We start from the raw sequence: 20,980 nt of genomic DNA on the forward strand, positions 1-20,980 counted from the left end.
GAGAATCCCATGAGCCCACGCCGCCGGCCGACGCTACGCGACATCGCCCTGTCGCTGGACCTGTCGGTCAACACCGTGTCCAGGGCGCTCGCCGACAAGGACGCGGTGAGCCCGGAGACGCGCGAACGCGTCAAAGGGGAGGCAGAACGGCTCGGTTACGTGCCCAACACCATGGCCCGCTCCCTCGTGCTGCGGAACGCCATGACCCTCGGGCTCGTCATCACCAACCCGTCCAACCCCTTCTTCGCCCGCCTCATCTCCGCGATCGAGGAGCGCGGACGCGAGCGCGGATACTCGCTCATGCTGGTGGTCACCGAGGACTCGGCCGAGAACGAGCGCCGCGCCGCCGAGGAGCTCATGCGCTGGGGCGTCGACGGGGTGCTGGCGATCCCGGTCCAGCACGGCGCGGAGCACTGGCGCCGCCTGCGCAAGTCCGGCACGCCCGTCGTGCTGCTCAACCGCCATCTGCCGGAGCTGGACGCCGACGTCGTCGGCGTCGACTACTACGCCGGTGCCCGCGCCGCGACCGAGCATGTGCTGGACAGCGGCGCGAGGGAGCTGTACCTGGTCGAGGAGGACCTGGACATCTCGCCGGTGTCGGAGCGTATCCGCGGGTTCCAGGAGACGCTCGCGGCCCGCGGGATCGGCGCTCCGGACGGTGCGGTGGTGCGCGTGGACGCCCCGGAGGGCGTCCCCGTCTCGGCGCCGTTCGACCCTGGCGCCGCGTACGCCATCGGCGCGGACCTCGCCCGCAGAGCGGGGCGCGGCGCCGTCGTCCTGGCGGGGAACGACTACCACGCGCTCGGCCTCTACCGGGCGTTCACCGAGCGCGGGCTCCGGGTCGGCGTCGACATCGGCGTCGTCGGCCACGGCGACCATCCGTTCTCCGCGTATCTCGATCCGGCGCTGACCACGGTCCGGCTGCCCGCGCCCGACGTGGGCCGGGCCGGCGTCGACCGGCTCCTGGAGCGCGTCCGGTCCGGCGCGGTGGACACGGAGCCGATCCACACGCTGCTGGCTCCCGAACTCGTCGTACGTGCCTCCGCCGGGCCGCTCCGAAGAGGTGAGCGCTGATGGGCGCGTTCCTCGCCAAACGCCTGGCGCAGGCCGTGGTGGTCGCCTTCGGGGCGCTGACGCTGGTGTTCGTCATCGTGCGCGCCGTCCCGGGAGACCCCGCCAAGCTGATCGTGGGGCCCGATGCCTCGGCCGGCCAACTGGAGAGCGTACGGTCCGACTTCGGCCTCGACGACCCGTTGTGGCGGCAGTACGTGGACCACCTGGGCGGGATCGTACGGGGCGACCTCGGCGACTCCTGGCGGCTCGGCGGCTCGGCCCTCACCAACACGCTCGAACGCTTCCCCGCCACCCTGACCCTGGCGCTCGCGGCGCTCGTGCTGACCGTCGCCATCGGGATCCCGCTGGGGATGCTGTGCGCCCGCCGCCCCGGGAAAGTGCTCGACCTGGTGGTCTCCACCGGGTCGCTGGCCGGTCAGGCCATCCCGTCGTTCTGGCTCGGCATCGTCCTGATCCTGCTGTTCGCCCGCCATCTCGACTGGCTGCCCGCGACCGTGGACGGCTCGCCCGCCGCGGTCCTGCTGCCGGCCCTCACGCTGTCGCTGCCCTTCATCGGCTGGCTCGCGCGGCTGGTGCGGAGCAGCGCGCTGGAGGAGGGGGCCAAGGACTACGCCCGTACGGCCCGCGCCAAGGGCGTGCCCGAGGGGACGATCCAGTACGTGCACGTGGGCCGCAACATCGCGATTCCGGTCGTCACCGTACTCGGCCTGCTGATGGGCAACTTCATCGCGAACGCGGTCATCATCGAGGTCGTCTTCTCGTGGCCCGGGATCGGCTCGCTGATGGTCGACGCGATCACCAACCGCGACTACGCGGTCGTCGAAGCCGCCATCCTCACGATCACGTTGTCCTACATCGTCCTGAACCTTTTCGTGGACGTCGTCTACTTCGTCATCGACCCCCGCCTCACCCCGGAGGACGCATGAGCAGCACGGCCGCGGCCGACCGCCCCGCCGCCGCCCGGACCCGCTCCGCCCTCGGCGCCGCGCGGCGGGTGCCGGTCCGCGTGTGGATCGGCGGCGGGGTGCTGGCGCTCTTCGTCCTCGCCGCCGTCGTGGGGCCGGTGCTGCACCCGTACGACCCGGTCGCCACGGACCTGCCGAACCGGCTTCTGGCACCGGGAGAGCGCACCGAGGCGGGGGCTGTCGCCTGGCTGGGCACCGACCAGATGGGGCGCGATCTACTCGCCAACCTGCTGGCCGGGTCGCGGATCTCGCTCCTGGTCGCCTGCGCGACCGTCCTGGTGGGCGGTGCGGTCGGCCTCGTCGTCGGGCTGGTCTCGGGGTACTTCGGCGGCTGGCCGGACACGATCGCCTCGCGCGTCGGCGACATCCAACTGGCTTTCCCGTCGATCCTCCTGGCGATCCTGCTGGCCGGTGTGCTCGGCCCGAGCGTCACCAACATCGTCGTCACCCTGGCGATCACCCGCTGGGTCGTCTTCGCCCGGGTCGCCCGCGCGTCGGCGATGGCGACGCGCCGGCTCGACTTCGTCGACTCCGCGCGGGTGCTGGGCGCCGGGCACATACGCATCATGGTCCGCCATGTGCTGCCGTCCTGCTGGCAGCCGCTGCTCGTCGCGGCGACGGTCCAGGTCGGCCTGGTGATGGTGGCCGAGGCGTCGCTGAGCTTCCTCGGCCTCGGCGTGCCGGTCGACACGTCGTCGTGGGGCGCCACGGTCTCCGTGGGGCGTGACTATCTGGGTTCGGCGTGGTGGATCTCCACAATGCCCGCGGTGGCCCTCGCGCTCGTCGTCACCGCGGTCGGCGTGATCGGCGACGGCTTCCGTGACGTGTCCGATCCGCGGTCCCGGATATGAGCGGAGAGGAGCGGGCGATGCCGGTCCCGGATATGGGCGGAGAGCAGCGGGCGATGCCGGTCCCGGATATGAGCGGAGAGCAGCGGGCGATGCCTTCCACCGCCGGCGACGGCGCGCGCACCACCGGTGCCGAGCGGTCCCCCGCCGCACGGCTTCGCGGCGTCCACATCGGGTTCGGCGGTCGCGGCGACGAACTCCCGGTCGTCCGGGGAGTCGACCTCGACCTCGTACCCGGACGGGTCACCGCCCTGGTCGGGGAGTCGGGCAGCGGCAAGTCGCTGACGGCGCTGGCCCTCATGGGTCTGCTGCCCGCCGGCGCGCGGGTCGGCGCCGGCTCGGTCGAGATCGACGGCCGGGACACGGCCGGGTTCACCGACGCGCAGTGGCGGCGGCTGCGGGGCACGAAGGTGGCCATGGTCTTCCAGGACCCGATGGCCGCCCTGAACCCGTCCTTCACCGTCGGCTGGCAGATCGCCGAGACCCTGCGGCGCCGTCGCGGCACCGGACGCCGTGCCGCCCGGGAGCAGACCGTCGAGCTGATGCGGACGGTCGGCATCCCCGACGCGGAGCACAAGTACCGCGAGTACCCGCACGAGTTCTCCGGCGGAATGCGGCAGCGCGCGGTCATCGCCATGGCGCTCACCCTGGATCCCGCGGTCCTGCTGGCCGACGAGCCCACCACCGCGCTCGATGTCACCGTGCAGGCGCAGATCCTGCGGCTGCTCGCCGCCCGGCAGGCCGACACGGGGATGGCGATGCTGCTCGTCTCGCACGACCTGGGGGTGGTGGCCCGCGTCGCTCAGGACGTGGCGGTGATGTACGCGGGCCGGATCGTCGAGACCGGTGCCCTGGACGACGTCTACACCAGCCCGGCGCACCCGTACACGCGCGGGCTGCTCGACGCGGTGCCCGACCCCGCCCGCCCCGGTCGGCTCGTCCCCATCGACGGTCAGCCGCCGGCCCCCGGACACCGCCCGGCCGGCTGTGCCTTCGCGCCGCGCTGCCCCTACGCGACCGAGACGTGCCGGACCGACGATCCCCCGCTCGTGCCCCTGGCGGCTTCCCGGCCGGGCCCGGCGACTGGGCAGCACTCGGTCGCCTGCCATCACAGCGACCGGGTCCTCGCCCGGGCGACCGGCACGGAGGTTCCCTCATGAGCGCCACCCGTACGAGCCCGCCGGTGGCCGACGCGGACCTGCTGCGGATCCGTGGCCTGCACGCCGGCTACACCGTTCCCGGCCGGTCCGGGCTCAGGCGCCGCCGTGTCGACGCGGTCGCGGGCGTCGACCTGACGGTCCGGGCGGGTCAGACGGTCTGCGTCGTGGGCGAGTCCGGGTGCGGGAAGTCGACGCTGGCCCGCTCGGTGGTGGGGCTGCTGGAGCCGTTCGCCGGGTCCGTCTCGTTCGCCGGTCTCGACCTGGCGTCGGCGGGTCGTCGGCAGCGGCGGCGCGTCGCCCACGACCTGCAGATGGTCTTCCAGGACCCGTACACGTCCCTGAACCCGCGGATGCGCGTGGCGGACATCGTCGCCGAAGGGTGGCGCATCCACCGGGGCCGGGTCGCTCCCGGCGACCACGCCGCCGAGGTGGCACGCCTGCTCGACCTGGTCGGGCTCGACCCGTCGTACGCCGGGCACCGCCTGCACGAACTGTCGGGGGGGCAGTGCCAGCGGGTCAGCATCGCGCGGGCGCTCGCGCTGCGGCCGAGGCTCGTCGTGTGCGACGAGGCGGTCTCCGCCCTGGACGTGTCCGTACGCGCCCAGATCCTCAACCTGCTCGCGGACCTGCAGGGCGAGTTGGGGATCGCGTACCTGTTCATCTCCCACGACCTCGACGTGGTTCGCCATATCGCCGACGAGGTGGCGGTGATGTACCTGGGCACCATCGTGGAGCGCGGCACCGCGGCGCAGGTCTTCGGCGACCCGCAGCACCCCTACACCCGGGCGCTGCTCTCGGCCGCCCCCTCGGTCCGGGACCGTCCGGACAGCGCGACCGAGGTCGCGCTCACCGGCGAGGTCCCCTCCCCCGCGGCCCCGCCCTCGGGGTGCCGGTTCCGGACCCGGTGCCCGCTGGCGGCCGACGTCTGCGCCACCGAAGCACCGGGTCTGCGGGCACGGGGCGATGGCGAGCACCCGGCCGCGTGCCACTTCGCGGGGCAGGGCGCGGCAGCCGCCGCATCGGTGGAGGCCGCGGAGGAGAAGCAAGCCTGATCTCCGGCTGGCTGGCCGGGCCGGCTTGCGTCGGTCCGGCCTTGCTTCCCCGGCACGGAATCACCCTCGGGGACGAGGTGGCAACCAGCACCCCTTTCCTCGCCGAGCTGACCTGCCCGCAGCCCTGGCTGTTCTGTCCAGGGAGGTTGTGGACGGGTGATGCAGTCTCGGCTGAGGAATCTTGAACGGGTGAGGGCCTTCTGTCGCTCGGTGTGGATTGCGACATCTCCACCGAACGACAGAAGGCCCTCATGCCCCACCGTCATGCACCCCTGACCGAGCTCGGACGGCTGCGTCCGGCCCCGCTGCGTGGTCGAGGACGGCTGGCCGCCGCGCCGCGCCGCCGAACGCTTCCAGGTATCGCCCACCACCGCCCAGCGCTGGGCCGCCCGCTATCGGGACCTGGACGAGGCGGGTATGAGCGACCGGTCCTCCCGCCCGCACCGCGGTCCCCGGCGGACACCGACCCGCACCGAGCGCCGGGTCATCAGGATCCGGACCCTGCGCCGCTGGGGCCCGGCCCGCCTCGCCCACCTCCTCGGACTGGCGCCCTCCACCGTCCACCACGTGCTGACCGGCTACCGGCTGGCCAGGCTCACGCACCTGGACCGCGCGACCGGCCGTGTCATACGCCACAACGCGGGGAGCCCGGCGAACTCGTCCACGCCGACATCAAGAATCCCGGCAACGTCCCCGACGGCGGCGGCCACAGGGCACTGGGCCGCCAAGCCGGCCGCGAGCAGCGTTCCTGGACCGGCTACAGCTACATCCACACCGCCGTCGACGACCACTCCCGCCTCGCCTACAGCGAGATCCTCACCGACGAGAAGAAGGAGACCGCCACCGGCTTCTGGCGGCGGGCACAGGCGTTCTTCACCTCATGCGGGATCACCGTCTAACGCGTCCTGACCGACAACGGGGCCTGCTGCAAGTCCCACACCTGGCGGGCACATGGCTCTCCCTCTCTCCCGGCGGGATTGAGCCCATCGACGGAACCCTGCCAAGATCTGGCCGCCGCTGCGAGGAGAACGCACGCCCTGACGAATACGTCCCCGTTCCCGCCCGCCCCGCTCATGAAACTCGTGCCTCCCCGCCGCCTGCCCCTCCTTACCGTCCGGCGGCTCCAGGAAGAGGCATGGCCGATCCTGCTGGCCGGAGCGCCGGGCCGCTTCCCCGGCCCGTCCTGCGCCTGCAACAGCGACTGCTGAGGCGGCTGGGCGATGAGCTGCTCGACACGGGCGCGGTCGGGCACTGGCTGTACGTGCTGGGAATCGCCGGGCCCACCCCGCGAGTCGAGATCGGCCGCAGCAGGGACTTCTGGAACCGCATCCACCAACACCTGCGGGAGATGAACCGCTACCCGTACAGCCTGGTCGACGACAGGTCCGGGCGGCGACGGCCCGAGGGGAATGCGCGAACCGGACGCCGGGGCCCGGTCAGGCCGGCGGCCCGGGCTCCTGCCCGGCGGCGGGGGCGGGGGCCGGGGGTCGCTGCTCCGCGTCCAGTGCGGCCGTGACCGCCCGGCAGTCCTCCGCGAAGCGCGCGAGGTGCTGCGGGCCGAGGACGTCCACGAAGAGGGCGCGGACGTCCGCCGCGTGGGCGGGGGCGGCCCGGCGGATCGCGGCGCGGCCCGCCTCGGTGAGCTGGACGTCGGGGTAGCGGCCGGTCCGTGAGGGCTCGCGGCTGACCAGGCCGCGCCGCTCCATCCGGGTGAGGTGGTGGGACAGCCGGCTCTTCTCCCACTGGGTGGCCTCGGCCAGTTCGCCCGGCCCCATGCGCCCGTGGGCGGCCTCCGAGAGATTCACCAGGATCTCGTAGTCGGCCGCCGAGAGGTCGAAGTCACGCTGCATACGGGAGGAGAGACGGACAGTGAGCAGGCGCTGCATATGGAGGTAGGACCGCCAGGCGCGCTGTTCGGCCTCGTCCAGCCAGGGCTCGTCGGGCATGCCGCCATCCTAGCTCCCGGTTGACGTATCAACCAAGCAGCCCTACCGTGGAGACAGCGAAGTTGATACGTCAACCTAGGGAGAGAGCGATGCCCGAAGCGAAGAAGATCATCGCCGTGGTGGGCGCGACCGGCTCACAGGGCGGCGGCCTCGCCCGCGCAGTCCTGGCCGACCGCGACGGCCCGTTCGCCCTGCGCGCCCTGACCCGTGACCCCGGCTCAGCCTCGGCCCGGGGCCTGGCCGCTGCGGGCGCCGAGGTGGTGGCGGCCGACCTCGACGACGAGGCGTCCGTCCGCGCCGCGTTCGAAGGGGCGTACGGAGCCTTCGTCGTCACCAACTTCTGGGCACCGCGCCCGGAGGCGGACGTACGCCGCCGCACAGCGGCCCGGATGGAGCGGGAACAGGCGGGCAACGCCGCCCGTGCCGCGCGGGCCGCCGGGCTCCGGCATCTGATCTGGTCCACCCTGGAGGACACCCGCGAGGTGCTCCGCGGCGGTGACGGGCAGATGCCGGTGCCGGTGCTCGAAGGCGACTACACCGTGCCCCACTTCGACGCCAAGGCCGAGGCGGACCGGCTCTTCACCGCCGAGGGCGTTCCCACCACCTTCCTGCGCACCACCTTCTTCTACGAGGCGTTCCTGCAGGGCATGGGACCGGTGCGGGCCGGGGACGGCACGCTCATCCTCACCCTGCCGTTGGCCGGCGCCCACCTCGCCGCGATCGCCTCCGAGGACATCGGCCGGACCGCGCTGGGCGTCTTCCGCCACCCCGAGCTGATCGGCGGGACCGTCAGCATCGCGGGCGCCCACCACACCGGCGCGGAGATCGCCGGACTCTTCACGGCGGCCCTGGGCGAGAAGGTCGTCTACCGGCCGGCGAGCCTGGACGAGTACCGCGCCTCCGGCGCCTTCGCGGCGGACGAAGTGGCGAACATGTTCGCGTACTACGTCCGGGCCGCCGACACCTTCACCGGGGACCGCGACCTCGACGCCGTACGCGCGCTCAACCCCGGCCTCCAGTCGCTCCCCGACTGGCTGGCGCAGCACGCGAAGGAGGTTGTCCGGTGAGTACCGGAACGCGGACGACGGACAGCACGCCCCTCACGGCCGGCACGACCGCCACCGGCGTCACGGCCCGTACCGGCGGGGCCGCGCGTCTGGCCGGACGGCGGGCGGTCGTGACCGGCGGGACCCGGGGCATCGGAGCCGCGATCGTGGCGCGGCTGGTCGCCGAGGGCGCCTCGGTGCTCACCACCGCGCGCGCCCCCGGCGGCCGACTCCCCGAGGGAGTGCGCTTCGTGACCGCCGACGCCGCCGTGGCCGACGACGCGGCCCGCGTGGCCCGCGCGGCGGAGACAGAGCTGGGCGGTGTCGACATCCTGATCAACAACGCCGGGGGCACCGTCACCCGTCCCGACAGCGTCCTGGACACCGACGACGAGGAGTGGCGCCACAACCTTGAGACCAATCTGATGGGTGCCGTCCGCCTCGACCGGGCCGTCCTCCCCGGCATGATCGCCCGGGGCGCAGGGGTGATCGTCCATGTCTCCTCGACCGCCGCGCACGAACCGATGGAGGAGGCCGCGGCGTACTCGGCCGCCAAGGCCGCCCTCTCCGCCTACAGCAAGAACCTCGCCGACCGGCTCGGCCCCCGGGGCGTCCGCGTCAACCGGATCTCCCCCGGGCTGACGATCACCTCGGCCGCTGAGGAGCTGCTGGAACGCACCGCCGCACGGGACGGCTCGGATCGCGAGACGGCCCTGGAGACATGGGTGGCCGGACTGGGCGGCATCCCGCTGCAACGCCCCGGGACACCCGAGGACATCGCCGCGCTCGTCGCCTTCCTCGTCTCCGACGAGGCCGCCTGGATCACCGGAGCCGACCATGTCATCGACGGCGGAATGCTGCGCGCACCCTGACCCCGGCCCGGCCCCGGCCTGATCGCGGCTGCGGCCCCCGCCTCAGACTCAGACTCAGACTCAGACTCAGCCGAGGATCCGGCCGCCGTGACAGCGCAGTTCCGGCCTTGCTCGACAAGGCCATGCACCTGCTCGCCGTGGTCGCCCCGGTTGACGACACCTACCGCCGCTTGATGAACCGGCAGCTCACCGTGCAGGAGCCCCGCCACGGGCTGGCCCGCGCGATCTGCCACGGCGGCCGGGGCCAGATCCGCCAGGCGTACCGGGAGGACCAGGAGGACCTGTTGACCGAACTACTGGGGAGTGAGCCGACGAGGCCCCGCAGGTCGACGCACGGTGACTAGAACGGTCCTCAGCCCGGCCAGGCTGCTGCCGAGGCCGCCCCACATCGCCGTCCTGATGTGCTGTCATCACGAGTCGTAGAGACCACGGTGACTTACGGAGGATCAGGTGCAGGAGAGTGCAGAGTTACGGGACGTCACGGCCCTTGCGGTGCCAAGGGTCGGCCGGGTCGAGAAGACCGGCAACCCAACCCCTCCGTACCGGTTGCTCGACGCGGACGGGACCGAAAGTAGCGGCAGTCAGCGAGTTCCTGCGCGACATGCTCGCCAACGACGACAGCCCGACATCTCTCCGCTCGTACGCATACGAGCTGCTGGCATGGTTCCGGTTCCTGCGGGCCGTCGAGGTGGCGTGGGACCGGGCGGGCCGGGCGGAGGCCCGGGACTTCGCGCTGTGGCTCAAGACGGTCAAGAAGCCACCACGGCCCCGGCGCCCGGATACTCCGCCGCCCGGGTCGATCAACCCGGTGACCGGCAAACGGTACATAGGTGAGAACTACGCGCCCCGCACTCGGCGACATGCACGGGCGGTGGTCCGCAGCTTCTACGAGTACCACCGCGACATGCACGGCCGGCCGCTGCTGAATCCGTTCCCGAATGCCAAGCGGGCTGAGGACGAGCACCTCAACGCCCACCACAACCCCATGCACGCCTTCCGGCACCCCACCCGCCGGGCTCCCTACCAGCCGAAGGAGCCCCGGCGAGCCCCGCGTGGCATCCCCGACCAGGCGTTCAACGAGCTGTTCGCAGCCCTGCCCTCGCACCGCGACCGCGCTCTGGTCGCCTTCTACATCTCCGCCGGTCCACGAGCCTCGGAACTGCTCGGCGTGACCCGCGACCGGGTCAGCCCCGGAGACCAGACGATCGGCGTCATCCGCAAGGGCTCCCAGGCTCTGCAATGGATCCCGGCTTCCAGCGACGCATTCGTCTGGCTGCGTCTCTACCAGCAGCAGATCCGCCCGCAGGCCCTCGACGGGCCAGAGGAACCGCTGTGGTGGACCCTGCGGCGCCCGCTCCGACCGCTGAGCTACGACGCCGCGCGCATGGTGTTCACCCCGGCCAACGACACCTTGGGCGCGAACTGGACGCTCCACGACCTGCGGCACAGTGCGGCGAAACGCATGATCCGCGACCCCAAGCTGTCACTCACCGACGTCCAATGGGTCCTCGGACACCTCCACATCAGCACCATCGAGCAGTACCTCGAACCCGCCGAGGACGAAGTCGTCGCGCACGTGCTGGCCCACCACGCCCGACGGGCCGCCGAGCCGGTCAAGCCGGTGATGCCTGCCCCGGGCTACCGCTCCGAGGTCCTCCAGACACTGCTCGGTTCCGCCGCACTCGGCGGAGGCCCGGCATGACCACCGAGACAGTAGCCGTCCGGCCCTCCGCCCCCATCCGCCACGCTCCTTTGCCAGCGGGGCAGGAGCCGCGCGAGGTGCCGACGATCTGGTGGCAGACGCAGGAGACGCGTGAGCAAGTACTGGAACGCACGGTCGCCCTGCCGTTCACCGCGGACACCGACACCAACCAGCGCACACGCCGCCGAGGTCTGGTCAAGCTGCTCGACTGGCTGGAGGACCAGCCCGGCCACACCTGGCAGGAGCGCTGGCTGGCCAGCGGGGCCGAGGAAGCCGGCCGGGAATGGACCCGTCTGCCGATGCAGTGGCTGACCGAACGTCATCGGGAACGCAAGTACGACCGCGCAGATCTGTCCTGCGGCATGATCCCGCTGCTGGGCGGACAGGTCGTACGCCCCGCCTACCCGTGGCTGCTGCGACAGCGGCCTGCCCAACTGCTGGCGCACATCCGCAGCGTCACCGATCCCGACGGGTTCGCGGCGCTCAAGGACCAGTACTCGGCCACCGGCCACTCGGGGTCCAACGACTGCAACAACGCGCTCAACCGGGTTACCTGGATCGTCACCAGCAAGGGCGGGACCGTCCGGGACATCACCATCGGCGACTGCGTCGAGCTCCAGCACGCCATCGGCGAACACCAGACCAACGGCTACCACGGCAAGCACCTCTTCTACGCTCTCCTCGCGGCATTCGGAGTATTCGGACCCGATGCCCCCGCACGGCTCAAGACAGTGATGCTGCCGGGGCAGCTGACGCCGGCGGCCCTGGTCGACCGGCACGGCATCGCCTGCACCGCGATACGCGACCTGCTGGTGGACTACCTCACCGAGCGCGCGGTCGACATCGACTACACCACGCTGGAGGACATGGCCCGCGCGTTGGCCGCACTGTTCTGGCGAGACCTGGAGAAGCACCACCCGGGCATTGATTCGCTCCGGCTGGACGCCGATACCGTCACCGCCTGGCGGGAACGCGTCCGGATGGTCCGCGACCGGCACGGCATTCCCCTCCGCCCGCGGGTGAACGTGCACACCGTGTTCACCTGGGTCAGGGCGTTCTATCAGGACCTCGCCCGTTGGACTGCTGATGAGCCGGCACGCTGGGGCCTCTGGGTGGCGCCGTGTCCTATCCGCGACAGCGACACCGATCACGGCAAGGTCCGGCTCCGACGCAAGGCAGCCATGGACCAGCGCACCCGCACCCTGCTGCCTGCCCTTCCGGCCCTGGTCAGAGCTGTCGAACGGCAGCTCAAGGACGCCGAGAGGTGTCTCGCCGCGGGGCGGGAGACTCCAGCCGGGGCCACGTTCATCACCCCGGCCGGCGAGACTCTCCTCCGCCGGGCCGGGGTATCAACCCGCGTCTATGCGGACGACCCCACCACCGGGCGGCGGCGGGATCTGACCATGGAAGAGGAACGCGCGTTCTGGGCCTGGGCCATAGTCGAGGTCCTCCGCCACACCGGCATGCGCATCGAGGAGGCGCTGGAGCTCACCCACCACAGCTTCGTCGCCTACCAGCTCCCCACCACCGGCGAGATTGTGCCCATGTTGCAGGTCGCCCCCTCCAAGCTCGACCAGGAACGACTGCTGCTGGTCTCCCCGGAACTCGGCGAGGTACTGACGGCGGTCATTCACCGCGTCCGGCGCGGACAGGCGGCCATGCCTCTGGTCTCCGCCTACGACACTCTGGAACGTCTGTCGAGTGCACCGATGCCCTTCCTCTTCCAACGCCGCTACGGCCCGGAGAACCGAGCCATCCCGCGCAACTACATCTACACCTGCCTGGGCGACGCCCTCGTCGCCAGCGGGCTGACCGGGCCCGGCGACATGCCGCTTCGATATACACCTCACGACTTCCGAAGAATCTCCGTGACCGACGCCCTCCGCACCGGCCTGCCCCCGCACATCGCCGCCCGCATCTGCGGCCACCGGACGGTCGACACGACTCTCGGATACGCCGCGATCTACCCCGAAGACGTCATCAACCACCACCGGGCCTTCATCGCCCGACGCCGGTCGCTACGGCCCGGAGAGGAGTACCACGAGCCCACCGCGCAGGAGTGGCAGGACTTCCTGGCCCACTTCGAACTGCGAAAGGGCGCCCTCGGCACCTGCGCCCGCGACTTCGGCACCCCCTGCGTCCACGAACACGCGTGCTTATCCGAACTAGCCCAGCTGGCAGTCTGGCGGGGCGGATCACAGTCGAGTTGCTCAAAGTAGTGGTTGGAAATCTTGGCGCCCGGGAGTATTCGGGCGTGTCGCGCCGCCAACTGCTTGCCGGCCGCCCGCCAGCGTGCGAAGCGCCACGGGCGGTCGCCGCCTCACTTCAGGACGACCTCGACCCCGTGGTCGGCGAAGATCTCAAGGAGAACCTCGAACAAGGTCGCAGTGCCCTGGTGCAGCGAACGCTGTCTCACGAGCCGTGTCCTGGCTACCTCCGAGTGCTGCCATTCCAACGTGAACGGAGGAGAGGCACCCCAGCCTCCGCCGAGGCAGTCGTCCAAGGCGTCGAGGTTCCATCCGAAGTACCCGCCGGGCCCGTCGACCGCTTCGCCCAGCGCACAATAGAAGCTGTCGACGTCGATGACCTGACGGCCGTCCAGCCTGAACACGTGCCCCGGTGCCCGGTCGCCATTGTCGGTCCGGTGCCGGTATCCCCGGGACAACATGGCCACGGACAACCATGCAAGGCGGCCCGCCGGGCCCACGGATCTCCACAGTCCATTTCGGTTCAACTGCCTGGTACGAATCAGCTCCCACACCCCAGCGGAGCCAGGAAACGCATTTTGGCACCAGAGCCGGACCGTGACATCGAAGAGGCCCTTACCGAGAGCTGACGGCTTGACGGCGGTCACGGTGACGCCGCCGACGAAGTAAGACCCCATCGTGGCGCCAGCGGCATCGAGCAAGGTCAAGTAGGCGTTCCCGGCGCAGGCGTCACGTCCACCGACACGGTCGACAGCGGCCAGCAGCCCACCCTCCGGTGCACATCCGCGCAAGTCGACCAACCGGTGGTCATCCTTGAGCGGCGTGAACAAGCCCGTGCAATCGTGAGCGAAACCCCAAGGGGTGTCCTCGTCGTCGTCGCCGGTCAGGGAGTACCTGCACTCTTCCCGTTCGCCTGTCGCTTCCATCTCACCCTCGTCATCTGCCGTTCCTGCAGGAGCTCAGGTCGGGGCCCTTCGAACGAGCTCGCCGTGCGTCCTGTCGGCATGGAGTATCGCCGAGTAGCGTGATGCCGACGCAACTGATTGCGGCGGCACCGTCCGCGCCCAAGCCTTCGATTTCCTCCAAGATCTCTATCCGGGCATCCTGCCAGGCCCGGCACTCCATGAGAGGCTCGGCATTTCGCTGGTCGAAGATAGGGAACGCGCTGGCGCTCAGTCCTCGGACTCGGCGCTGCTCCGTCCGGCATCGCGGCGGAAGTCGGGCATGCCAAGGTGGACGGTGGACGGTTGCGCTGCCCGGTCGCGCATGGCCTCCAGCTTTTGCGCGGCGGCGGCCAGGGTGGTCTCGATGGCGGCGACCTCGCCGAGCCAGCCCTGGTCCTTGGCCTCCTGGAGGCGGTCGATGAGGTTGGCGTGGATCTCCTGGAGGCGTGGCATCTGGGCCGGGTCGACGAGCAGTAGGGGACATCTGACACAGGCGTTTTCATGCTGGCACGGGGTCGCGTAGTCGCGGCCGCAGGTCCCCAGGGCGACCTTGCGCAGTTCGAAGTGGGCCAGGAAGTCGTCCCACTCGGTGGCGGTGAGCTCGCGGTACTCCTCGCTGGGCCGCTCGGTTCTGCGGCGGGCGATGAAGGCCCGGTGATGGGAGATCACCTCCTCCGGGTAGATCGCGGCATAGCCCATGGTCGTGTCCAAAGCGGCGTGGCCGCAGATCTTCGCCGCGATGTGCGGGGGCAGTCCGGAGCGGATGGCGTCGGTCACGAAGATCCTTCTGAAGTCGTGAGGGCGCCATTCGAGCGGGTCGCCGACCGCGGTGATCTGGGCGGACTGCGAGGTCGCGACCAGACACTCGCGGATGTAGCTGCGGGTCAGCGGCCTGTCCTCGGTGCCGTACCGGCGTTGGAACAGGAACGGCATGGGCGGGCTCCAGGTCTGCTCGAACACGTCGTAGGCCGACACCAGCGGCAGAGCGGCGTTCCCAGCCCGGACCCGGAAGATCACCGCGGTCAGCACCTCCGCCAGCTCCGGGGAGACCAGCAGCAGACGCTCCGCATCGGTCTTGGACGGGGCGACCTGCAGCATCGGCACCACCCCGCCGGTGGTCGGCAGGGTGTAGGCGATGAAGCTGTGGTGGGTCAGCTCCAGCATCTCCTCGATCCGGATGCCGGTGTGCCGCAGCACCTCCACCGTCGCCCAGGACCAGAACGCCGCCTCCTCCTCGTGGGTCAGGTTCCGCCGCCTGCCGGCGGCCACCTCGGTGACGTAGACGCGGCGGGCCTGCCCGGACCCGCAGCGCTCGAACTCCTCCCCGGCGACTTGGAACCGTCCACCGGCCGGCGTCGCGCGAGCCGCGGTGATGCGGGCCTCGGCGTCCTTGCGCTGCCGGTCGACGGCACGAAGCAGGGCAGGCAGCAGCGGCAGCTGGGTCCGGGTCCGCTGGTCCATCCGGGACTTCACCCCGGACCGGGACTTCTTCGCCGCGCACTCGTTCGCCTTGATCGGGCACGGCGCCACCCAGGGCGCCCATCGCGCCGGATCGTCGGCGGCCCAGCGGGCGATGTCCTGGTAGAACGCCCGGACGAACACCAGCTCGCTGCGGAAGTTCACCCTTTGCCGCACCGGGTGGCCCTGGGCGTCACGGATGTAGGCCAGGCGTTCCTTCCATGTCTGGGCGACCTCGGGCGCCAGCCGGAGCGAGTCGATGCCCGGATGGTGGATCTCCAGGTCACGCCAGAACAACCGGCACAGGTTGCGGGCGATGGAACGCAGCGAGACGTGGTCGAGCTCGGGAGCCCGCTCAGTGAAGTACTCGACCAGCAGGTCACGGACGGCCCGGCACTCGATGCCGTACGCGTCGACGATCTGCTCGACGCTGCGGCGGCCCTCGACGCGAAGCGCCCGCAGCCGCAGCGGTGCGCTGGCCGGGAGCACGCCGGTCTCCTTGAGTAGGGCGTAGAACAGCGGCCGGCCGGCGCTGCCGCGGAAGTGGTGTTCCTCCAGTGCGGCGATCAGCTCGATGCAGTCGCCGACGGTGATGTCGCTGACCAGCCCACCCTTGCGGATCACGATCCAGGTGAGCTTGTTCAGGGCGTCAGACCTCGCTGTCGGGGTCGCGTGCTGGGCCAGTTGTCCGAGCTGCTGGAATGCATCGGGGTCGATGGCGGCCCGTGACTCGCAGAGCATCACCGTCACGCGCTGCCACAGCAGCCACGGGTAGCTGGGGCGGATCGCCTGCCCGGCGACCAGGAACACCAGGCCCGTTGCCAGTTCATCGCGCCAGTGGCTCTTGGGTGTGCCGCGTCCCTAGAGGGGCAGATCGGTCCACTCGAAGCCGGCGTCGTCCACCCCGCTGGCCATCCAGCGATCCTGCCAAGTCTCTCCGGGTTGGCCTTCGAGCCAGTCCAGCAGCTTGCCCAGGCCCCGCCGCCGGGTCTTGTCGCGGGTCAGGCCCGCACCGGGGTCGGTGAACAATCCCAGCAGCCGCTCGACCAGGCTCTCCCGGCTCTGACGGGTCTGCCACCAGCTCGCTTCGCCTACTCGCGGTTCCCACTCCAGCGCTTTGTCTACCTCGTGTGGCTCGACGGCCCTGGCGACGTCGACGCTCGCGGTCGGGTTCACCGGTTTTCGCCGCCCGCAGCCGAAGTGCCGAACAGCGCTGCCAGCACCTCGGGGCGGTAACCCGGCGCCGGCGGGGCCGGCGGTTTGACCTGCTCGGCGCGCTGTCGTTCATGGTGGGCCAGGACGTGGGCGACGACCTCGTCGGGCGTGGGAGCGATGTAGATTTCCGTGGTGGTGATGTGGGCATGTCCCATGACCCACTGCACGTCGGCGAGGGTCAGGTTCGGATCGCGGACCATTCTCTTGGCCGTGCTGTGCCTCAGGTCGTGCAGGGTCCAGTTCGCGCCGAGCAGCTGGTTGGCACGGGTGAAGACCATCCGGGCGGCGTCGTACTCCAGTGGGCGGAAGGGCCGTCGCAGCGTCCACCACAGGGGTTCCGACGGGTGCTTGGGGACCATGCCGCGCAGTTCTTGCTGGTAGAGCCGCAGCCACACGAACGCGTCGGCGGAGGCGGGAAGGTGTTGCAAGACCTGGTTGCCCTTGCGGACCACGCCGATCGTCTGGTCCCCGGGCGCGACCAGGCCCTGCGGGACGCCGAGCAGTTCAGAGGCGCGGGCGCCGATGGAGATGTAGAACGCGATCAGAGCCCTGTCCCGGTTGTACTTCAACCCGGCGAACAGGTCGTTGAATTCCTGCTCAGGAATGATTCTCGGGGTCGGCTTGGGCTCCTTGGCTGATAGGTGCCCCGGCGCGAGGGCTGCCGGAACGGCTGCATCGGGTTGTGATGTGCATTCGGACTCCCCTCGTCGGCAGCCCCGCCCTGCGGGAACGGGTTGATCAGCGGTCGGCCGTGGGTCTCGCGGTGGTACTCGTAAAACGAGCGGATCACCGCGCGAGCGTGCCGCCTGGTCCGAGCGGCATAGTTCTCGCCGGGCGCGGCCTTCCCCGTGACCGGGTTCACCGAGCCCGGGACGGCGCCGCCGGGGCGGCTTCTTCGTGGTCTTCAGCCACAGTGCGAAGTCACGGGCCTCGACGCGGCTCGCCAGATGCCAGGGAACGTCCACGGCGCGTAAGAACCGGACCCACGCCAACAGCTCATAGGCGCAGGACCGCAGCGACGTCGGACTCGCGTCGTCGGCGAGCATGTGGTGCAGGAATTCACTGACCGCCGCCGCCTCGGTGCCATCAGCGTCTACGAACCGGAACGGCCGCAGAGGGTCATCGGTCTTCTCGACACGGCCGACCCTCGCAACCTTCAGCGTCGCCACGTCCCGGACCGTCGTGTTGTGCTCTGGCATCCATTCCTCCACGGGCCGACCTACTGGACGACACGCGATGAAACCAGATCCACCACCACACGCGCAGTCACTACGATCCGCCATTGGGAGTCACAACCCCATTGTCGTCACTGTGAGTTGACCTCGAAGGGAGCCCAATCTAGTTCGGTCAACGGGACATCCGCTGCCCCGTCCTGCGGCCCGACCCCGAGCAGATGCCCAGGCTGGAGGAGATCCGCGCCAACCTGGTCGACCGCTTCCAGGAGGCCAAGGAACAGGGCTGGCTCGGCGAGGTCGCGGCGATCGAGGCAAGCCTCGCCGCCGCCGAGCAGAAGCTCACCGCGATGCGCGACGTGTCCGCCCGGCACACCGCCGTGCACCTCGGGATGCCCGACTTCCGAACCAGCGCAGGCCGTCTCACCTCCGACCCGGCCAGCGGCTACTGAGGTTTGATGCGTGATGTCGCTGGTCGAAGTCTTGAACTGCGAAGACGAGGGTTTGCCGCGCGCGGCATCATGCGAAGATCACCAGTAACGGGCTCTCCCGGATGGGTCGTGCGGCGTGTTGGCCTGGCTCCTGAGGGAAGCCCCGCTTCGCGGAGCTGCGCTAGTAGTAGCCCTTCGTGCCGTCAAGTAGCTCCCGGACGATGTCCGCGTGCCCTGCGTGTCGCCCCGTCTCCTCGACGAGGTGAATCAGCATCCAGCGGAGGTTGGCGCTGCCGTCGCGGAAGTCGGGGTGGCGGCCGGTGTCGTCCAGGTCGGCCGCGGCAATGATCGCGTTGCTGCGGGTGCACTGGGCCTCGTACTCCGCAAGGAGCTCTGCGAGGGGGCGGCCGTCGGTGTGCCAGTCGGCGTTCTTGCTTGACTCGTCGAATGCGGGGTTCTGCTTCTTGTCGCCGCCGAGGAACAGCACTTCCAGCCATATGTGCTCGGTCCAGCGCATGTGGGAGATGAGACCGGCCATCGTCATGTCCGGTGAGGTCGGGATGACTGGGCGGCGCGCGTCCTCGTCGCTCAGCCCTTCGCATTTCCAGCGCAGAATCTGCCGCTGCAGGTCCAGCCAGCCGATGAGCGCAGTGCGTTCATCCGCTTGGCGCGGGGGGCGTTCCAGTTCCAGTGACATGGTGGCGCACGCTACCAGGGCGGTCGGGAGGGGGCACCTGGGTGACGGGCTCGTCCGCGATTTACTGGTGATCTTCGAATGATGCCGCGGGGCGCGCCCTCGTCTTCGCAGTTCAAGGCGTCGACCCAGCGACATCACCCATCAAACCTCAGCAACACCACAAGGGGCTTCCGCGACACGCCCGACGAGCCGCGGAGCCCAACTTTCCTAAAGTCGCGTTCCGTTACGGAGCCCGAGGAATCGGCAACTCTCCGTTGTGCTGGGCTAGTTCGGATAAGACCAACTCGCCGCCCTCGGCGTGGTCCTCAACGCCGTTGTCCGTACTGGTGGGCCGTCGGCGAGGTGCCTGCTGAGCAGGTCCTTCTCCGAAGCCCCCAGCCCGAACGACGCATGCGACCTTCACCGCACGTCGCTCTCCAGCGACTGCCCCGTGATGGTGCGGGAGGGCTTCCCGGCGTGAGCCTCCGTGTGGCACGGCGTGCAGAGCACGAGGCCCTTGCGCCGCCGATTCACCATGGCGATAGCCCACTCCGGCTTTGGTTCCAGCTTCGCGAGGTCGGTGGGCTTGGCGACGTGATGGACCACCATCTCGCCCGTGCGCCCGCAGAGTTCGCATCGTCCGGCCAGGAGCCGGCCAACCAGTTCCCGACGCCGGGCGACTGCCGGAACCGCTGGACCGTCATGGATGACTGCCCCTATCTGCCTCCTCAGCGGAAAGCCACCGAACCGTCCGACCAGTGGTTTCCTGCCAGGGCGTTCGACCTTGGCCTCGAAGCACTTGCGGGGCCCGTGTGGGGTGTCCACCTCGGCTCCGTACTTCGTGGCCGCGCTTGCCACCGACGAGCGGTGCGGACGACCCCCGCACGGGCGGGGACGACGCCTTGTCGGAGCAGGGGAGAAACCCGCCCAGCTTGATGCCCGCCAGGAGTGCAGGTCATCGAAGGTTTTCCTCGGAGTCCCCTCGCCCGACCAAAACGGATCTCGAACGGACGGTGAGCCCTGATCAGGAGCCGCTGCCCGGAGCCTGACGGCTCCCCGTCCGGCAGGTTGGATGCGGTCATGCGTTCGGTCAGGCAGCCTCTGTCTGGGCTTTGCGGGCGAGCAGTTGAATCTCCTGGAACTGCCGTCGGTCGGTGGGCCGGGGCTCGCGAACCATCCGGGCCACCTCGGCCAACCCGGACTTGCGCAGCATCGCGGCGAGGTGATCAGGCGACCGCCGATAGGCCGGCGCGACTGTGTGATCGAAGACCTGCGTCGGGTGAGACGGATCATCGCTTGCCGAAAAGCCGATCAGAAGGTGGCCGCCAGGTGCCAGCACGCGGTGGAACTCCGTGAGGATGACGGGGAGTTCTCGCGGCGGAGTGTGGATGACGGACCAACGTGAGAGTACGCCGCCCAGCACGCCGTCAGCGATGTTCAACGCGGCCATCGAGCCCACGTCGAACCGCAGGCCCGGATAGGCCTGTCGAGCCAACTTGATCATCGCAGGAGAGGCATCAACGCCAAACGCCGCCAGCCCCAGCTCATCCAAATGTGCGGTGACATGGCCAGGTCCACACCCCAGGTCCGCGACCTGACCGTCCCCACTCGCACTGACCACCTCGGCAAAGGCACTCAAGATCGCGCGGTCCAGGGGACTGTCACGCAGCGTGTCGCGGAACAGCTGCGCATAGGTGAGGGCAGCAGCGTCGGTGAGCCTCGCGGGTGGCACTGAGGGCATCGTGTTCGACCATGCTCGCGACAGTAGTTCCTGGTGCTGGGGCGAGCCGAGAGAACCACGGTCTTCCCTCCCGCCCATTCGCCCGGGCTATCGCCAGTTCGGAGAAGGCCGGTGTAGAGCTTGGCCGTCAGGCGGACGCCGCAGCCGCCGAGGAGCAGCCGCGTTCGCCGGAGACTGCAGCGGCCTACAGCCCGTCCAGGTCAGCGCGGGCGACCCGCAGCAGCGCGAGGGCGGCGGCGATGTCCTCGGTGCGGCCCTCCAGTTGGGTGAGCCGTTGACGAACAGCGAACCAGGTGACAGGTAGCCGTATATGACGTTTACGGAGTTGTCGTCACGGAGGGCGTCCGGGCGTCCGGTGAAGGTATGGCCGGGCGGGCGTATCAGTGCGCTGATGTGATCAGCGCATATCGGGAGGCCCGGAAAGGCCACGGAATGATCTTGAAGCCTGAAGGGCCGGCCGGAGTGTGCCGG

General features: G+C 70.1%; 17 protein-coding genes and 3 pseudogenes. 12 read left to right on the forward strand and 8 right to left on the reverse strand.

Annotated features, from left to right (window positions below; genetic code table 11):
* Positions 1–9 precede the first annotated feature (9 nt).
* From FF041_RS35035 to FF041_RS35060, 6 genes and pseudogenes are all read left to right on the forward strand, one after another.
* The gene (locus tag FF041_RS35035) at positions 10–1,074 is read left to right on the forward strand and encodes a LacI family DNA-binding transcriptional regulator (RefSeq protein ID WP_153526458.1); all 1,065 of its coding nucleotides are present in this window, start codon (positions 10–12) and stop codon (positions 1,072–1,074) included.
* Entirely contained in the window at positions 1,074–2,000 is a 927-nt protein-coding gene (locus tag FF041_RS35040) for an ABC transporter permease (RefSeq protein WP_153526460.1), read from the forward strand. The genes FF041_RS35035 and FF041_RS35040 overlap by 1 nt, the downstream gene beginning before the upstream one ends.
* Complete coding sequence (locus FF041_RS35045) at positions 1,997–2,890, forward strand: ABC transporter permease (protein WP_153526462.1); 894 nt, start codon at positions 1,997–1,999, stop codon at positions 2,888–2,890. The genes FF041_RS35040 and FF041_RS35045 overlap by 4 nt, the downstream gene beginning before the upstream one ends.
* Positions 2,891–2,979: 89 nt before the next feature.
* Entirely contained in the window at positions 2,980–4,047 is a 1,068-nt protein-coding gene (locus tag FF041_RS35050; protein WP_153526569.1) for an ABC transporter ATP-binding protein, read from the forward strand.
* Entirely contained in the window at positions 4,044–5,099 is a 1,056-nt protein-coding gene (locus tag FF041_RS35055; protein WP_153526464.1) for an ABC transporter ATP-binding protein, read from the forward strand. Before FF041_RS35050 ends, FF041_RS35055 begins: the two co-directional genes overlap by 4 nt.
* Before the next feature lie 251 nt (positions 5,100–5,350).
* Positions 5,351–5,995: pseudogene (locus tag FF041_RS35060) on the forward strand (leucine zipper domain-containing protein); the annotation flags it as partial.
* Positions 5,996–6,535: 540 nt separating this feature from the next.
* Here FF041_RS35060 and FF041_RS35065 read toward each other — a convergent pair.
* A complete protein-coding gene (locus FF041_RS35065; RefSeq protein WP_153526466.1) occupies positions 6,536–7,045 on the reverse strand; it encodes a MarR family winged helix-turn-helix transcriptional regulator in 510 nt (169 codons plus the stop codon).
* A gap of 89 nt (positions 7,046–7,134) precedes the next feature.
* Between FF041_RS35065 and FF041_RS35070 the strand changes: the two genes are divergently transcribed.
* The 5 genes and pseudogenes from FF041_RS35070 (at position 7,135) to FF041_RS39795 (ending at position 12,884) form a co-directional block, all read left to right on the forward strand.
* The gene (locus FF041_RS35070) at positions 7,135–8,112 is read left to right on the forward strand and encodes an NmrA family NAD(P)-binding protein (protein WP_153526468.1); all 978 of its coding nucleotides are present in this window, start codon (positions 7,135–7,137) and stop codon (positions 8,110–8,112) included.
* A complete protein-coding gene (locus FF041_RS35075) occupies positions 8,109–8,963 on the forward strand; it encodes an oxidoreductase (RefSeq protein ID WP_407698226.1) in 855 nt (284 codons plus the stop codon). Before FF041_RS35070 ends, FF041_RS35075 begins: the two co-directional genes overlap by 4 nt.
* 116 nt (positions 8,964–9,079) lie before the next feature.
* A pseudogene (locus FF041_RS35080) lies at positions 9,080–9,259 on the forward strand (Tn3 family transposase); the annotation flags it as partial.
* A gap of 305 nt (positions 9,260–9,564) precedes the next feature.
* Entirely contained in the window at positions 9,565–10,665 is a 1,101-nt protein-coding gene (locus FF041_RS35085) for a tyrosine-type recombinase/integrase (RefSeq protein ID WP_228388859.1), read from the forward strand.
* Complete coding sequence (locus tag FF041_RS39795; RefSeq protein WP_228388860.1) at positions 10,662–12,884, forward strand: tyrosine-type recombinase/integrase; 2,223 nt, start codon at positions 10,662–10,664, stop codon at positions 12,882–12,884. Before FF041_RS35085 ends, FF041_RS39795 begins: the two co-directional genes overlap by 4 nt.
* A gap of 101 nt (positions 12,885–12,985) precedes the next feature.
* Here FF041_RS39795 and FF041_RS35095 read toward each other — a convergent pair whose 3' ends face one another.
* The 4 genes from FF041_RS35095 to FF041_RS35110 form a co-directional block, all read right to left on the reverse strand.
* Positions 12,986–13,798 carry a barstar family protein gene (locus tag FF041_RS35095; RefSeq protein WP_153526470.1) on the reverse strand — a complete coding sequence of 271 codons (813 nt, stop codon included), beginning with the start codon at positions 13,796–13,798 and terminating at the stop codon, positions 12,986–12,988.
* A 246-nt stretch (positions 13,799–14,044) separates the two neighbouring features.
* A complete protein-coding gene (locus FF041_RS35100) occupies positions 14,045–16,084 on the reverse strand; it encodes a site-specific integrase (protein ID WP_323393618.1) in 2,040 nt (679 codons plus the stop codon).
* A gap of 51 nt (positions 16,085–16,135) precedes the next feature.
* Positions 16,136–16,450, reverse strand: coding sequence for a hypothetical protein (locus tag FF041_RS35105; protein WP_153526472.1), 315 nt, complete (start codon positions 16,448–16,450; stop codon positions 16,136–16,138).
* Positions 16,447–17,688 carry a tyrosine-type recombinase/integrase gene (locus FF041_RS35110; protein ID WP_228388861.1) on the reverse strand — a complete coding sequence of 414 codons (1,242 nt, stop codon included), beginning with the start codon at positions 17,686–17,688 and terminating at the stop codon, positions 16,447–16,449. Before FF041_RS35110 ends, FF041_RS35105 begins: the two co-directional genes overlap by 4 nt.
* A 194-nt stretch (positions 17,689–17,882) precedes the next feature.
* Here FF041_RS35110 and FF041_RS35115 point away from each other — a divergent pair, with 194 nt between their 5' ends.
* A complete protein-coding gene (locus FF041_RS35115) occupies positions 17,883–18,113 on the forward strand; it encodes a hypothetical protein (protein WP_153526474.1) in 231 nt (76 codons plus the stop codon).
* 160 nt (positions 18,114–18,273) lie between these two features.
* On the opposite strand, the gene FF041_RS35120 is transcribed toward FF041_RS35115, so the two are convergent.
* The 3 genes and pseudogenes from FF041_RS35120 to FF041_RS35130 form a co-directional block, all read right to left on the reverse strand.
* Positions 18,274–18,789 carry a DinB family protein gene (locus FF041_RS35120; protein ID WP_153526476.1) on the reverse strand — a complete coding sequence of 172 codons (516 nt, stop codon included), beginning with the start codon at positions 18,787–18,789 and terminating at the stop codon, positions 18,274–18,276.
* 399 nt (positions 18,790–19,188) lie between these two features.
* Entirely contained in the window at positions 19,189–19,626 is a 438-nt protein-coding gene (locus FF041_RS40485; RefSeq protein ID WP_323393620.1) for an HNH endonuclease, read from the reverse strand.
* 232 nt (positions 19,627–19,858) lie between these two features.
* Positions 19,859–20,522: pseudogene (locus FF041_RS35130) on the reverse strand (methyltransferase domain-containing protein).
* Between the last annotated feature and the right edge of the window lie 458 nt (positions 20,523–20,980).

It is taken from the genome of Streptomyces jumonjinensis (genome assembly GCF_009600885.1).
In the GTDB taxonomy this organism is placed as follows: domain Bacteria; phylum Actinomycetota; class Actinomycetes; order Streptomycetales; family Streptomycetaceae; genus Streptomyces; species Streptomyces jumonjinensis.